Source organism: Veillonella parvula (genome assembly GCF_040094895.1).
Lineage (GTDB): Bacteria > Bacillota > Negativicutes > Veillonellales > Veillonellaceae > Veillonella > Veillonella parvula_L.
The window spans coordinates 749,279-761,815 of record NZ_JBBNGV010000001.1 but is presented as its reverse complement, the minus strand read 5'-3'; the positions used below and the strand labels follow the sequence as shown (position 1 = coordinate 761,815).

Sequence of the window (12,537 nt, the reverse complement as noted above, 5' to 3'; positions counted from 1 at the left end):
TATGAGTACATCTATGACAAAGGAAATACAAGAAAAAGAGCTGAATATGTTACTGTACTTTAAAGAGTTCTGTGATAAACATAATTTGCGCTTTTATCTTTGCGGCGGTGGTCTCATTGGGGCTATACGGCATAACGGCTTTATCCCTTGGGATGATGATTTAGATCTTTTCATGCCTCGTCCAGACTATGAAAAGTTAGCTGAATTATGGCCAAAATATGCTGATACTGAACGATTTACGTATTGTCGTACCGATCGCAATCACATCTATCATGATGCAGGAGCATCTATTAGAGATAATCATACGACCTTTATCAATCGTCATAGTATGCATGAAGATGTTTGTCATGGTTTGGCACTTGAAATTATGCCTATCGATGGCTGTGCACCCGGCAAAATTAGTCGTGCATTGCAGTTGATGTGGGCCATGACTTTTGCACTCTTTAATGCACAGCGTTTGCCTGATAATAAAGGACCAACATATCGCGCTTTAGCGGGTTATATTTATAAAATCTTTTCAAGTCAGTCTATACGCTATCATATTTGGCGATTTGCAGAAAAGAGAATGACTCAATACGACTTTGATACGAGTGATGAGTGTACGGAGTTAATCGGTAGCTTAAAAGGTATGAAGCTACGTCATCCTAGAGAGGACTTTGCTTCTGTTGTATATAAAGACTTTGAAGGTCATCAAATACCTGTTATGAAAGGGTATGAGAGATATTTGTGCCTTATTTGGGGCGACTATATGCAATTACCACCTGTAGAGCAACGTGTAGCAAAACATGATGCAGTATTTGCTGATTTACACACACCTTACAAGGAGTATAAAGGCATACATTATGCTAAGAAAGAAGCTCAACCATAAGGAGGGCCTATGAAACGAATAGCAGTAATCTTTGCGGGTGGCGTAGGTGCTCGTATGAAAAACAGTAAGACGCCAAAACAATTTTTAGAATGGAACGGTAGACCGATTTTGATTCAAACCTTAGATGTATTTGAACAAACGAAGACTATTGATGGGATTGTTCTTGCCTGTAAAGTAGAATGGATTGATCATACTAAACAACTCATAGAAAAGGCGGGGTTACAAAAGGTATTATCCATTGTGCCTGGTGGTGAAAGTGCTTTGGAATCCCAATATAATGGGCTAGTAGAGGCTAAGCGTTTATTCCCTGATGACGCGGTGACTGTATTGATTCATGATGGGGTTCGTCCACTTGTAGATAACTCTACCATAGAGAGAAACATAGAATCTGTTGAGTCAAAGGGTTCTGCCATTACTGTTACTCCAGCTATCGAAACGGTTATGGTTACCCAAAATGGTTCTATTAACCGCATTTTAAATCGTAATGAATGTCTTATGGCTAAAGCTCCGCAGAGTTTTAGATTGGATGATATTATATCAGTTCATAATCGTGCAAAAGATGAGGGCATTCATGACTTTATTGATTCCGCATCGATGATGATGCACTATGGTTATACTTTATACCCTGTGTTAGGGGAAACTGAAAATATAAAGATTACAACTCCATCTGATTATTATATGTTCACAGGGATTATTAAAAATCGTGAGCTAGGAGGATTAAAAGATGAGTAATTCCGTTATTCAACGCGAGTTAACGGCTTTAGTACAGGAAAAAAATTACTTTCATTTCCTCCGTCATCAACGCATTCTTATAACTGGTGCAACGGGGCTTATTGGATCTATGTTTATAAAATTACTTATACTTGCCAATGAGACTCATGACCTGGATTTAAAAGTGATTGGTCATGTGCGAAGCCATGAAAAGGCAAAAAATATTCTTGGTGAGTATTTAGACAATAAGTCGTTAACCATAGTAGATGGCTCATTAGAATCTATTGATGTGCCATGTGATTATATTTTGCATGGTGCTGCACCGACACAGTCTAAGTTTTTTGTAGAATATCCAGTAGAAACTATCCGTACCTCTATTTATGGTACGGAGGCCATGCTTGAGTTAGGTCGCCGTCAAAAGGTAAAGAAACTAGTTTACTTATCCAGTATGGAGCAATATGGGGTACCTTATGAGTCTGGCCAAGTTATGACAGAGGAAAGAATAGGCTATTTGGATCATCTAAACGTTCGTAGCTCCTACTCCGAAAGCAAAAGACTTTGTGAATGTTATTGCAAGTCCTATGCTGTGGAGTATGGCGTTCCTGTTGTAATAGCTAGACTAGCTCAAACTTTTGGGCCAGGTGTTCCAGTAGCTGATAATCGCGTTTTTATGCAGTTCACTAAGAGTGCTATTAAAAAAGAAGCCATTATACTTCATACAAAGGGCGATTCTATGTCGAATTATTGCTATATTACTGATGCCTTAACTGGGCTTTTAACTCTTTTAAAAGCAGGGGGACCTGGTGAAGCATATAATGTTTGTCATGATGAGGAGACGCGTTCTATTGCAAGCATTGCTCATTTAGTGGCAACTCATGTTAGCAATGATAAGAGTGAAGTCATCTTTGATATTCCAAAAGATGTGCAAGGGCTCGGCTATGCACCGACAGTGCATATGTTCTTAAGTTCTAAGAAGTTAAAATCCCTAGGTTGGCAACCTAAGGTATCAATGGCACAAGCCTATGTAAGACTGGCAGAATATATCCAAGAGGAAGGCTTATGAAAAAGGAAATAATAATTGTCACCATCTCCCTTGGTAACGATGGGGCTGAACGAATCTTAACAGAGTTGGCTCGTCAGTGGGTACATGATGGTCATCATATTACAGTTATCCAAACAAGCCCTAATCGATATGGTAATGAATATGCGTTAGAGGAAAGTATTGAACAAATTGAAATTCATACTACAAGCTCTAATAAAGTCATTCGTTTTATGCAAGAAATAAAAGAACTAATCAAAATCTTAAAGACTAGACCAAATGCGACATGCTTATCTTTTTTATCTGCATCGAGTTTTATCTTAGCGATTAGCTCTTGGTTTATAAAAAATCGCATTGTGTTTTCTGAGCGCAATAATCCACGTAAAGTTCCCATTGGTTGGCATCAACAAGCATTGCGCAACTTTGCCTTTAGATTTGCAGATACACTAGTATTTCAGACGGAAGATGCTCGTTCTTATTTTCCAAAATCTGTGCAAAATCGTGGTGTTATTATTCCCAATCCTATTAATGGTAAATTGCCGCCACCCATAGAAGGGGAACGAGAAAAGACAATCGTTACAGCTTGTCGTTTGCATCCACAAAAGAATTTGCCTATGATGATTAATGCCTTTAGTATGTTGGCAGATGAGTTTCCAGAATATAAACTCGTTATTTATGGTCAAGGTGTATTAGAGGATGAACTACGAGCTCAAATTAAGTCTCTTAATTTAGAAGATCGCGTTTTATTGCCTGGCTTTGCTAGCAATATTTTAGAAAAGGTAGCTCCTTGTTCCATGTTTGTATCATCTTCTGATTTTGAAGGCATTTCAAATTCTATGTTGGAAGCATTGGGCATGGGGCTGCCGACAGTAGTTACAGACTGTCCTGTAGGCGGTGCTCGCATGGTAATTAAAAGTGGAGAGAATGGTATCCTTGTGCCTGTAGGTGATACGCAGGCTATGTATGAAGCTATGCGCAGTATATTAAAAGATCCTGCACTAGCAGATAGGCTTTCACAGGAAGCAATCAAAGTACGCGATGAATTTCCACTATGGAAAATCGCTAAACGTTGGTTAGAAGTTTTATGAGTTGTAAGGAGGGGAACCATTGAAGTTAAATATTACAGCTCTTGCTGACCGCATGATATGGTTCATAACTCTAATCTTTTTAGTGTTGTCGTTGACCATTTCCTTTGCCCTTGGCGAAGCGAACTATGGTGCGTATGTATTGTTTGTATGCTTATTTGGGCTCATTATTTTTTATCTAATAAGAGAGCAAGGTGTTATTAAACTACGGCTTAATTGGATGCATGGTTATATGCTACTCTTTATTGGAGCCTGTTATTTGAGTACGATTAATGCCACAGATACAGCTGTGGCGATGAGTCGAAGTTTTGATATGGTCAAGATATTCTTTATGCTCATCATTTTATACATGTGTTATCAAGATAAAAAATCGGTGGATACATTATTAAAGATTGGCATGTGGACAGGCTATATAGTTTGTTTCTATACTGTTTATTTCTACGGTTTAGATTATTTTATTACTGTTTTATCATCCTCAGCGCGTATTGCTAATGATGCATTGAATGCGAATACGGTAGGGCTATTGGGGGCTAATGCTATTGTTATGACCTTGTATTATATGCTATACGATCGACCTCGTTGGTGGCATGTCATTGCATTACCAACACTTGGTATTTTAGCGGCTACAGGTAGTCGTAAGGCCTTAGTTTTTGTTGGTGTTGGTACAGTATTACTCTTTATTTTTAAAAGTTTTCGTAGTGCTAATGCGGTCAATTCTATTGTAAAAGTTATTGGTTCCTTATTAGGTCTTACCATTATAGGTATTGCGGTATTGCAATTGCCGATGTTCTCTGAAGTATTAGACCGAATGTCTAACATGGTAGAAGCCTTTACAGGCACAGGGGGGGACTCATCCACTATTATTCGGTTAGCTTTGGTAGATATTGGATGGGACTTATTTTATCAATCTCCCATAACTGGTGTAGGCATCAATAATCCATCTGTATATACTTTTTTCGTATATGGCAAAGATAATTATTACTTGCATAACAATTATATTGAGTTATTAGCTGGCACGGGTGTCATTGGTTTACTAGCCTATTATTCAATGTATCTCTATGTAGCTTATAATTTAATTCGCTATCGTGATATCCATAGTAATGAATATATAATGGTACTTATTCTATTTCTTTCACAGATTGTTATGGATATGGGGATGGTTTCTTATGAAAGTAAAAGTACTTATTTTTATATGATGTTGTTTTATTTAGAGGTGCAACTGCTTCGGAAAGGACGAAAACATGAAGTTTAGAAAATTGTGTAATGTTGGCATGTCCTTTCTAACAAAACCTTACTATCGTACGAGGGTATTAATTAAATCGGGTTATTATGACTCTTTGTCTGATGAAGACTTTTTGAAGAAGGTATTTCCTAAGTATATGGGATACCCTTTAGATCTAGAAAATCCAAAAACTTTCAGCGAAAAGTTACAATGGCTTAAGGTTAATTTTAGAGACCCAATACAAACAGTGATGGTTGATAAACATGAAGCTAAACATCTTATTGCTCAACGTGTAGGTAATCAGTATATAATACCTACGATTTCCGTATGGAACTCTGTAGATGATATTGACCTTGATAGGTTGCCTAATCAATTCGTTTTGAAATGTACACATGATAGTGGAGGCATCGTTATTTGTAAAGATAAATCAACACTTGATTGGGAAGCAGCAAAAGCTAAATTAAGAACATTCTTAAAACGGGATTATTCACGTATTGCTAGAGAGTGGCCTTATAAGAATGTTCCTCGACGTATTATCGGAGAGGAATATTTGTCGGAGTTAGGTAGCAATGACATATTAGATTATAAGATGTATTGCTTTCATGGTGAACCAAAGTTAACAGTAGTATGTTCTAATCGTTTTTCTAAAACAGGAACGCGTATGAACTTCTATGATATCGATTGGAATCCTATGGGAATTCATTTTGGACATTATCCACCGTTACCTACAGAGTTTCCAAAGCCAGACACATATGGTGAAATGCAACAGGTTGCGATGGAGCTTAGCAAAGGGTGTCCATTTTTGCGTGTTGATTTTTATGAAATTAAAGGGCATCTATTTATTGGAGAATTAACATTTTTTCCTGGTGCTGGATTTGAAAGATTTCGTCCTATGTCAAAGGATTATGAATTAGGAGAGTGGTTACATCTTGAGAATGTACATCGGGGCTGATTTAGTTCCTACGGATATTAATAAAACATTATTTGAAAACGGTAATGGAGAAGCTTTTGTAGGAAAAGAGCTTTATGAAATTTTGAAGCAATCGGATTTAAATGTTTTCAATTTAGAGGTTCCTCTTACTGATATAGAGACACCCATCGTAAAATTTGGTAATAATTTAATTGCGCCTACAAAAACAATTAATGGATATAAGGCGTTAGAGCCGTTATTTTTAACACTGGCTAATAACCACTCTTTAGATCAAGGGGTAGAAGGGTTGACGACAACATTAAATTTGTTGAAGCAGCATAAGATTGCTCATGCTGGAGCTGGAGCTAATTTGAAAGAGGCTAAGAAGCCATTTATCTTTGAAAAAGATGATATACGTATTGGATTCTATCTTTGTACAGAGAACGAGTTTACTATGGCTACTTGTCATACAATGGGGGCTAATCCTTTTGATGTGCTAGAAAGCTTTGACGAAGTGAAAGTTTTAAAGGCACAATGCGACTACGTCATCGTTCTATATCACGGCGGCAAGGAATTCTATCGCTATCCATCTCCTATGCTACAGAGATATTGCCGTAAATTTGTCGATAGTGGAGCGAATCTCGTTATCTGTCAACATAATCATTGTGTAGGGTCTCGCGAAGATTACCAGGGGGGCACTATCATTTATGGACAAGGCAACTTTATCTTTAATTCCGATTTTTTTGTAAACCATCAAGAGTTTATTAAAGATTCAATACTAGTTACTGTAGACGTAACTAAGGATGATTTTGTGGTGTCTGAATTGCCTATTCGTAGAACCGATAATGGTACACGATTAGCCACAGAAGTTGAAGCTACAGAAACATTAGAGGCTTATAGAAAACGTAGTGAAGAAATTAAAGACCCTCACTTTGTGACTCAAGCTTATAAGGTCTTTGCTGATACACATGTAAAACGTTATTTGCGTGAGTTTTTAGGTAGATCATTTATTGTACGCGCTATTAATGCTTTATTGGGCCGAAAATTGGTAGAACTTATTTTGGGCAAAACGAGTTATTTAGCAATACAAAATTATTTGGAATGTGAAGCTCATCATGAACTATTCTTGAGAGGCATTAAGAATATCAATAAGAAATAATGGATACTAAAATCGTAGCTGCTGCTAAATGGTCTGTTATTACAGAGGTTTTGGCAAAGCTTATCACACCACTGACAAATATAATATTGGCTCATATGTTAGCACCGACTGCATTCGGCATATTGGCGACGATTATGATGGTTATATCTTTTGCGGAAATGCTTGCTGATGCGGGTTTTCAAAAATTTCTTGTTCAGCATGAGTTTGAAAGTGCCCAAGATAAGCAAGAGGCTACAGATGTGGCATTTATTGCCAACCTAGTGTTTTCTCTAGTTTTATGGAGCGCTATCATAATCGGTCGTGATGAATTGGCTGTATTAGTAGGTAATGATGGCTTAGGTATACCTTTAGCCGTGATGGGCGCTATGATTCCTTTATCTGCTTTTAGTAGTGTCCAAATGGCATTGTATCGAAGAGATTTTAATTTCAAGTTTCTTTTAAATATTAGGCTCATAACAATTCTTACACCTATATTGATATCTATACCAATGGCGTTTATGGGGTACGATTATTGGTCTTTAATTGCTGGTATGCTAGGGTCTCAGCTATTTACGGCGTTGGCATTATTAAAGAGTCGGAAGAATCAAATTCATCTGTTTTTTAGTAGCCGCGTCTTTATGAATATGTTTAACTATAGTGCATGGTCTTTAGCTGAAGCATTTTCTATATGGCTCACTGCTTGGGTGGATACATTCATTATTAGCCGTTTTTTAGATGCTTATTATTTGGGTATATATAAGATGCCAATGGCTATTGTTACGACTGTAATGGCTATGGCTACAGCATCTTTGGCTCCTGTATTATTCGCGGCTTTAAGTCGTGTGCAAAATAATCAACAGGCCTTTTCGAATACATTCTTTACATTCCAACGCTATATGGCTCTATTTTTAGTACCTCTAGGTGTAGGCTTATTTGTATTTCAAGACTTTGTTGTTCAGCTTTTACTAGGGCCACAATGGACGTTAGCGGGCATTGTATTAGGTTCATGGGCATTGAGTTCGGCTATTATGACTGTAACAGCTAATTTGATTTCCGAAATATTTCGAGCAAAAGGGATGCCTAATCTATCATTTTGGACTCAAATACTACATCTAGTAGTTTTAATACCAGTTATTTATATTTGTATTCAATATGATTTCAGTACCTTTGTATATGCTCGATCGTTAGTAAGAATGGAAATGCTAGCAGCTTCTATGTTGCTATTAGCTTTATTTGTCAATATGAGTACATTTCGCATAATATCTAATATCAGTGTATATCTCATTACAGCATCTATAGTTGGGTTAATTGCCTATAGTATTTTACATCTCTATGATGCAGTATGGTGGACCGTCGTCTGTATGCTTTTATGTGTTGTATTATATGTGGCCATTTTATACGTCATTCCATCTGAGCGCATAATTATTGCTTCTGGCTATAAAAAAGTCTTAAGTAAAGTAAAACGACATAATTAACAGAACTATGAAAGGAGTACATATGCTTTCAAAAAATGTAGATTTAAACAACACGGTAATCCTTGTAACAGGTGCCGCTGGATTTGTAGGGGCTAATCTAGTTATGTCCTTACTATCTGAAGCAGAAGGGACTCAAATTATTGGCATAGATTCTGTTAATGATTACTATGATGTAGCATTGAAAGAGTATCGATTGCAACAGATTGATGAACTTAGCAAAGATAATAAGAATATATGGATTTTTAAAAAAGGGAATATTGCAGATAAGTTCTTTGTTGATGAAATTTTTGCTATCTATAAACCACGAGTTGTAGTGAATCTAGCAGCTCAAGCAGGGGTTCGTTACTCTATTACTAACCCCGACGCCTATATCGAGTCTAATATTATTGGATTTTATAATATTCTAGAAGCTTGTCGTCATTCTTATGATGATGGTGAAAGAGGTGTAGAGCATTTAGTGTATGCATCATCTTCTTCTGTATATGGTGCAAATAAACAAATTCCATACTCTACAGAGGATAAAGTAGATAATCCTGTATCTCTTTATGCAGCTACAAAAAAATCAAATGAGTTATTGGCTTATTCGTATGCTAAATTATATAACATCCCTAGCACAGGGCTTCGTTTCTTCACTGTATACGGTCCTGCAGGTCGTCCAGATATGGCATACTTTGGTTTTACAAATACATTACGTAATGGTGGGACAATTAAAATCTTCAACTACGGCAATTGTAAGCGTGATTTTACCTATATCGATGATATTGTAGAAGGCGTTTCTAAGGTTATGTCTACTGCACCAGAGCGTCGCAATGGTGCGGATGGCTTGCCGGTTCCACCGTACGCTATTTATAATATCGGCAATAGCAACCCAGAAAATTTACTTGATTTTGTGCGCATTCTTTCAGAGGAATTGGTTTCTGCTGGTGTTTTACCAAAGGATTATAATTTTGAAGAACATAAAGAATTAGTGCCTATGCAACCAGGGGATGTGCCTGTTACATATGCTGATACAAGTGCGTTAGAAGCAGATTTTGGCTTTAAACCTAATACAACCTTACGAGAAGGGTTAAAGCGTTTTGCCATATGGTATAAAGATTTCTATATGATGGAGGGCAAATAAATGAAAATTGCAATTGCTGGTACAGGCTATGTAGGCCTTTCCAATGGTGTGTTATTAGCTCAACATAATGAAGTAGTAGCCCTCGATATCATCCCAGAAAAAGTAGATATGTTAAATCGCAAAGAGACGCCTATTGTAGATGCTGAATTGCAAGAGTATTTAGCTACTAAGGAGTTAAACTTCAAAGCTACACTTGACCCAGTAGAAGCTTTTAACAGTGCAGATTATGTTATCATTTCGACACCTACAAATTATGACCCACAAAAAAACTTCTTTGACACATCTTCTGTTGAACAAGTTATTAAAACAGTGCTAGATATTAATCCTGATGCAGTAATGATTATTAAATCAACTGTACCGGTAGGCTATACGGTACAAATGCGCAAAGAATTTAATACGGAGAATTTAATTTTCTCACCAGAATTCTTGCGTGAAGGTAAAGCCTTATACGATAATTTACATCCATCCCGTATTGTTGTGGGCGAGGATTCTGACAGAGCACGTCGTTTTGGCCAATTATTAGCAGAAGGTGCTATTAAAGAAAATATTCCACAATTATATACTGATTCTACGGAAGCGGAAGCAATTAAATTGTTTGCTAATACGTATTTAGCATTACGTGTAGCGTATTTCAATGAGTTAGACTCCTATGCTGAAGTACGTGGCCTTAGCACAAGTCAAATCATCAAGGGGGTTTGTTTAGATCCTCGTATTGGAGATTTTTATAATAATCCTTCCTTTGGTTATGGTGGTTATTGCTTGCCAAAAGATACAAAGCAATTATTAGCTAACTATAATGATGTACCACAAAACTTAATTTCTGCCATTGTCGATGCAAATAGAACACGTAAAGATCATGTGGCAGATACTATTATTGCTAAAAATCCGAAAATTGTTGGTATCTATCGCTTGACCATGAAGATGAACTCTGATAATTTTAGAGTATCAGCCATTCAAGGTGTTATGAAACGTATTAAGGCGAAGGGTATTGCTGTGGTAGTATATGAACCTACACTAGATGCAGAAGACTTCTTTAATTCGCCAGTTATTCGTAATTTTGAAGACTTTAAGCGTGTTAGTGATGTTATTGTAACTAATCGCTGGGATAGTAGCTTAGAAGGTGTAAAAAATAAAGTTTATACACGAGATATTTTTGATAGAGATTAATACAGCTATATGTATTGTGGCGTTTAGGAGAGTAGTATGAAACGTTGGATACTATATATTGTGTTATGTCTAATTGTGTTTTTTATATGGGATAATTCCTTGCAAAATGGAGGGAACTCTGATGGGTTTAGTCTTATTTTTGCAGAGTGGCTTTCCCCTATAGCTGATAAATTAGGCTTTTACGGAAATATATGGGCCTTAAATAGGATTGTTCGAAAATTAGCCCACCTTACAGAGTTCACAATTCTTGGTGGTGTTTTATATGTAGTTCTACGCCGCTATATTGAATATGGCACAGTAGTAAAAACTATAGGAGTGGGTATAGTAATAGCTAGTCTAGACGAATTTATACAATTATTTTCTCTAGGTCGCAGCTCTCAACTTTCTGATGTATTGATTGATACAATTGGTATAATCATTGGTATATCGGTAGTAAAATTAGCTTATTATATTAGTCATGATAAAAGATAAAGGTACATTTAAAAATTAAAAAAATATTAATATAATAATGTGTAAAATATGACTCGTAATTATAGAGGTTATGAGTCATATTTTATGAAGGAAAAATGAATATATAAAAATTGTATTAAATGAACATATAATAATTTATTTATTTTTATAGAAAAACCACTGTACAAGCGACTACTCCCTTGTTATAATCGTGAATGTAAAATGAATTATAAACTTAAATGAGAAGAACATGAACTTTATGAAAGAGGTCGATTTTTGAACAGAGAATCGAAAGTAGAAGGGAAAGATTATGAGTCGCGTGGTTGATTTACATGGTTGCATTTTGCCAGCTGTGTTAGGTCCACAAGGGCCTCAAACAATGGCAGAATCAGTAAAAATGATTAAGTCCTTGTCTGAACAAGGTATTACAGATATTTTTAGTACGCCTGATGTAACAGTATCTATGGATCTGAACACATGGAATGCTATGAAATCTTTAGTTAATGAAGTAAAAGTTGCGCTTAAGGAACAGCTAGTAGATGTAACTATTCACAGTGGAGCTCGCGTAATGCTTTGTGATGAAATGATTGAATATATAGCTTTTCATCGCAATCAATATACATTGGGAGATAGCCCTTTTATATTGGTTGCTCTTCCACAAAATAGCAAAGTGCATCATATTAATGCATGGTTGTTAAGTCTACTAGATATGGGTATTGTACCTATTATTAGTGAAGTAGAAACTTATGGACAATTATTTACTAAACCTGAACAACTATTAGAATGGGTTGATAAAGGTATTTTGATTCAATGTAATATGGCATCTTTTGATCATGGTAACGCTAACTATGATAGGGCTATTGAATTATATCGCAATGGTTTAATTCATTTCTTTGGCACTGGTTATAGCAATGGCTGTGATGTCGAGGTGTACCAAGGTTATGTGGAAGCAATTTCTAGATTAGACAATACGTATAAAAAAGATTTGTTACCAAATATCCATCTTAATGAACGCGACCTCTTAGCTAATCGCACATTTTATCCTTCTGTCCCATCTAGTTGGGTGGGGAAAAAGGGTAATTTCTTGACTCGTCTATTTGGCTTTGCATTATAATTTATATAGGTTCTTTTATCCATGTCATATTGGCATAGATAGAGGAACCTATTTTTACTTTATATTGTATTTAGGGTTGAAAACAACCACCATATATAGTATACTGAGAAGGCGGTAAAAATAGAGGTTTTTTTTAATAATTCTTCACATTTTTACATATAAATTTATAAAAAGTGTGATTTGCCATACTTTTTATACGTCTTAACATATATTTTGGCAGTAACAAGATGGGGAGGTT

At 36.1% G+C, this 12,537-nt stretch carries 12 protein-coding genes; all 12 read left to right on the top strand.

Translation table 11 applies throughout. The features are described from left to right. The first annotated feature begins 1 nt into the window (after position 1). The 12 genes from AAAT26_RS03550 to AAAT26_RS03495 all read left to right on the top strand — a co-directional run bounded on the left by AAAT26_RS03550 (position 2) and on the right by AAAT26_RS03495 (position 12,299). Positions 2 to 868: a LicD family protein gene (locus tag AAAT26_RS03550; protein ID WP_349208869.1), complete on the top strand. Its 867-nt coding sequence runs from the start codon at positions 2 to 4 to the stop codon at positions 866 to 868. Between the two features lie 9 nt (positions 869 to 877). Further along, positions 878 to 1,600, top strand: a complete 723-nt coding sequence (locus AAAT26_RS03545; RefSeq protein WP_012864177.1) for an IspD/TarI family cytidylyltransferase — start codon at positions 878 to 880, stop codon at positions 1,598 to 1,600. Continuing rightward, positions 1,593 to 2,642: an NAD-dependent epimerase/dehydratase family protein gene (locus tag AAAT26_RS03540; protein ID WP_349208868.1), complete on the top strand. Its 1,050-nt coding sequence runs from the start codon at positions 1,593 to 1,595 to the stop codon at positions 2,640 to 2,642. The genes AAAT26_RS03545 and AAAT26_RS03540 overlap by 8 nt, the downstream gene beginning before the upstream one ends. After that, positions 2,639 to 3,706 (top strand): glycosyltransferase, encoded by a 1,068-nt coding sequence (locus AAAT26_RS03535; protein WP_349208867.1) that lies wholly within the window; start codon positions 2,639 to 2,641, stop codon positions 3,704 to 3,706. The genes AAAT26_RS03540 and AAAT26_RS03535 overlap by 4 nt, the downstream gene beginning before the upstream one ends. A gap of 19 nt (positions 3,707 to 3,725) precedes the next feature. Further along, entirely contained in the window at positions 3,726 to 4,955 is a 1,230-nt protein-coding gene (locus AAAT26_RS03530) for an O-antigen ligase family protein (RefSeq protein WP_349208866.1), read from the top strand. Further along, the gene (locus AAAT26_RS03525; RefSeq protein ID WP_316711478.1) at positions 4,945 to 5,877 is read left to right on the top strand and encodes an ATP-grasp fold amidoligase family protein; all 933 of its coding nucleotides are present in this window, start codon (positions 4,945 to 4,947) and stop codon (positions 5,875 to 5,877) included. The genes AAAT26_RS03530 and AAAT26_RS03525 overlap by 11 nt, the downstream gene beginning before the upstream one ends. Then, positions 5,861 to 6,994: a CapA family protein gene (locus tag AAAT26_RS03520; RefSeq protein ID WP_270278911.1), complete on the top strand. Its 1,134-nt coding sequence runs from the start codon at positions 5,861 to 5,863 to the stop codon at positions 6,992 to 6,994. The genes AAAT26_RS03525 and AAAT26_RS03520 overlap by 17 nt, the downstream gene beginning before the upstream one ends. Continuing rightward, a complete protein-coding gene (locus AAAT26_RS03515; RefSeq protein WP_349208865.1) occupies positions 6,994 to 8,448 on the top strand; it encodes a lipopolysaccharide biosynthesis protein in 1,455 nt (484 codons plus the stop codon). The genes AAAT26_RS03520 and AAAT26_RS03515 overlap by 1 nt, the downstream gene beginning before the upstream one ends. Positions 8,449 to 8,470: 22 nt before the next feature. Continuing rightward, on the top strand, positions 8,471 to 9,568 hold the full coding sequence (locus AAAT26_RS03510; protein ID WP_349208864.1) for an NAD-dependent epimerase/dehydratase family protein: 1,098 nt from the start codon (positions 8,471 to 8,473) through the stop codon (positions 9,566 to 9,568). Next, positions 9,569 to 10,735, top strand: a complete 1,167-nt coding sequence (locus AAAT26_RS03505) for a nucleotide sugar dehydrogenase (RefSeq protein WP_349208863.1) — start codon at positions 9,569 to 9,571, stop codon at positions 10,733 to 10,735. A gap of 36 nt (positions 10,736 to 10,771) precedes the next feature. Next, entirely contained in the window at positions 10,772 to 11,206 is a 435-nt protein-coding gene (locus tag AAAT26_RS03500; RefSeq protein ID WP_349208862.1) for a VanZ family protein, read from the top strand. A gap of 289 nt (positions 11,207 to 11,495) precedes the next feature. Beyond that, positions 11,496 to 12,299 (top strand): tyrosine-protein phosphatase, encoded by an 804-nt coding sequence (locus AAAT26_RS03495; RefSeq protein WP_325305801.1) that lies wholly within the window; start codon positions 11,496 to 11,498, stop codon positions 12,297 to 12,299. Positions 12,300 to 12,537: the final 238 nt, after the last annotated feature.

Coding starts and splice junctions, on each gene's coding strand:
- AAAT26_RS03510 (WP_349208864.1), top strand. CDS start 8,471: ATGCTTTCAAAAAATGTAGATTTAAACAACACGGTAATCCTTGTAACA.
- AAAT26_RS03500 (WP_349208862.1), top strand. CDS start 10,772: ATGAAACGTTGGATACTATATATTGTGTTATGTCTAATTGTGTTTTTT.
- AAAT26_RS03535 (WP_349208867.1), top strand. CDS start 2,639: ATGAAAAAGGAAATAATAATTGTCACCATCTCCCTTGGTAACGATGGG.
- AAAT26_RS03515 (WP_349208865.1), top strand. CDS start 6,994: ATGGATACTAAAATCGTAGCTGCTGCTAAATGGTCTGTTATTACAGAG.
- AAAT26_RS03505 (WP_349208863.1), top strand. CDS start 9,569: ATGAAAATTGCAATTGCTGGTACAGGCTATGTAGGCCTTTCCAATGGT.
- AAAT26_RS03520 (WP_270278911.1), top strand. CDS start 5,861: ATGTACATCGGGGCTGATTTAGTTCCTACGGATATTAATAAAACATTA.
- AAAT26_RS03550 (WP_349208869.1), top strand. CDS start 2: ATGAGTACATCTATGACAAAGGAAATACAAGAAAAAGAGCTGAATATG.
- AAAT26_RS03495 (WP_325305801.1), top strand. CDS start 11,496: ATGAGTCGCGTGGTTGATTTACATGGTTGCATTTTGCCAGCTGTGTTA.
- AAAT26_RS03540 (WP_349208868.1), top strand. CDS start 1,593: ATGAGTAATTCCGTTATTCAACGCGAGTTAACGGCTTTAGTACAGGAA.
- AAAT26_RS03525 (WP_316711478.1), top strand. CDS start 4,945: ATGAAGTTTAGAAAATTGTGTAATGTTGGCATGTCCTTTCTAACAAAA.
- AAAT26_RS03545 (WP_012864177.1), top strand. CDS start 878: ATGAAACGAATAGCAGTAATCTTTGCGGGTGGCGTAGGTGCTCGTATG.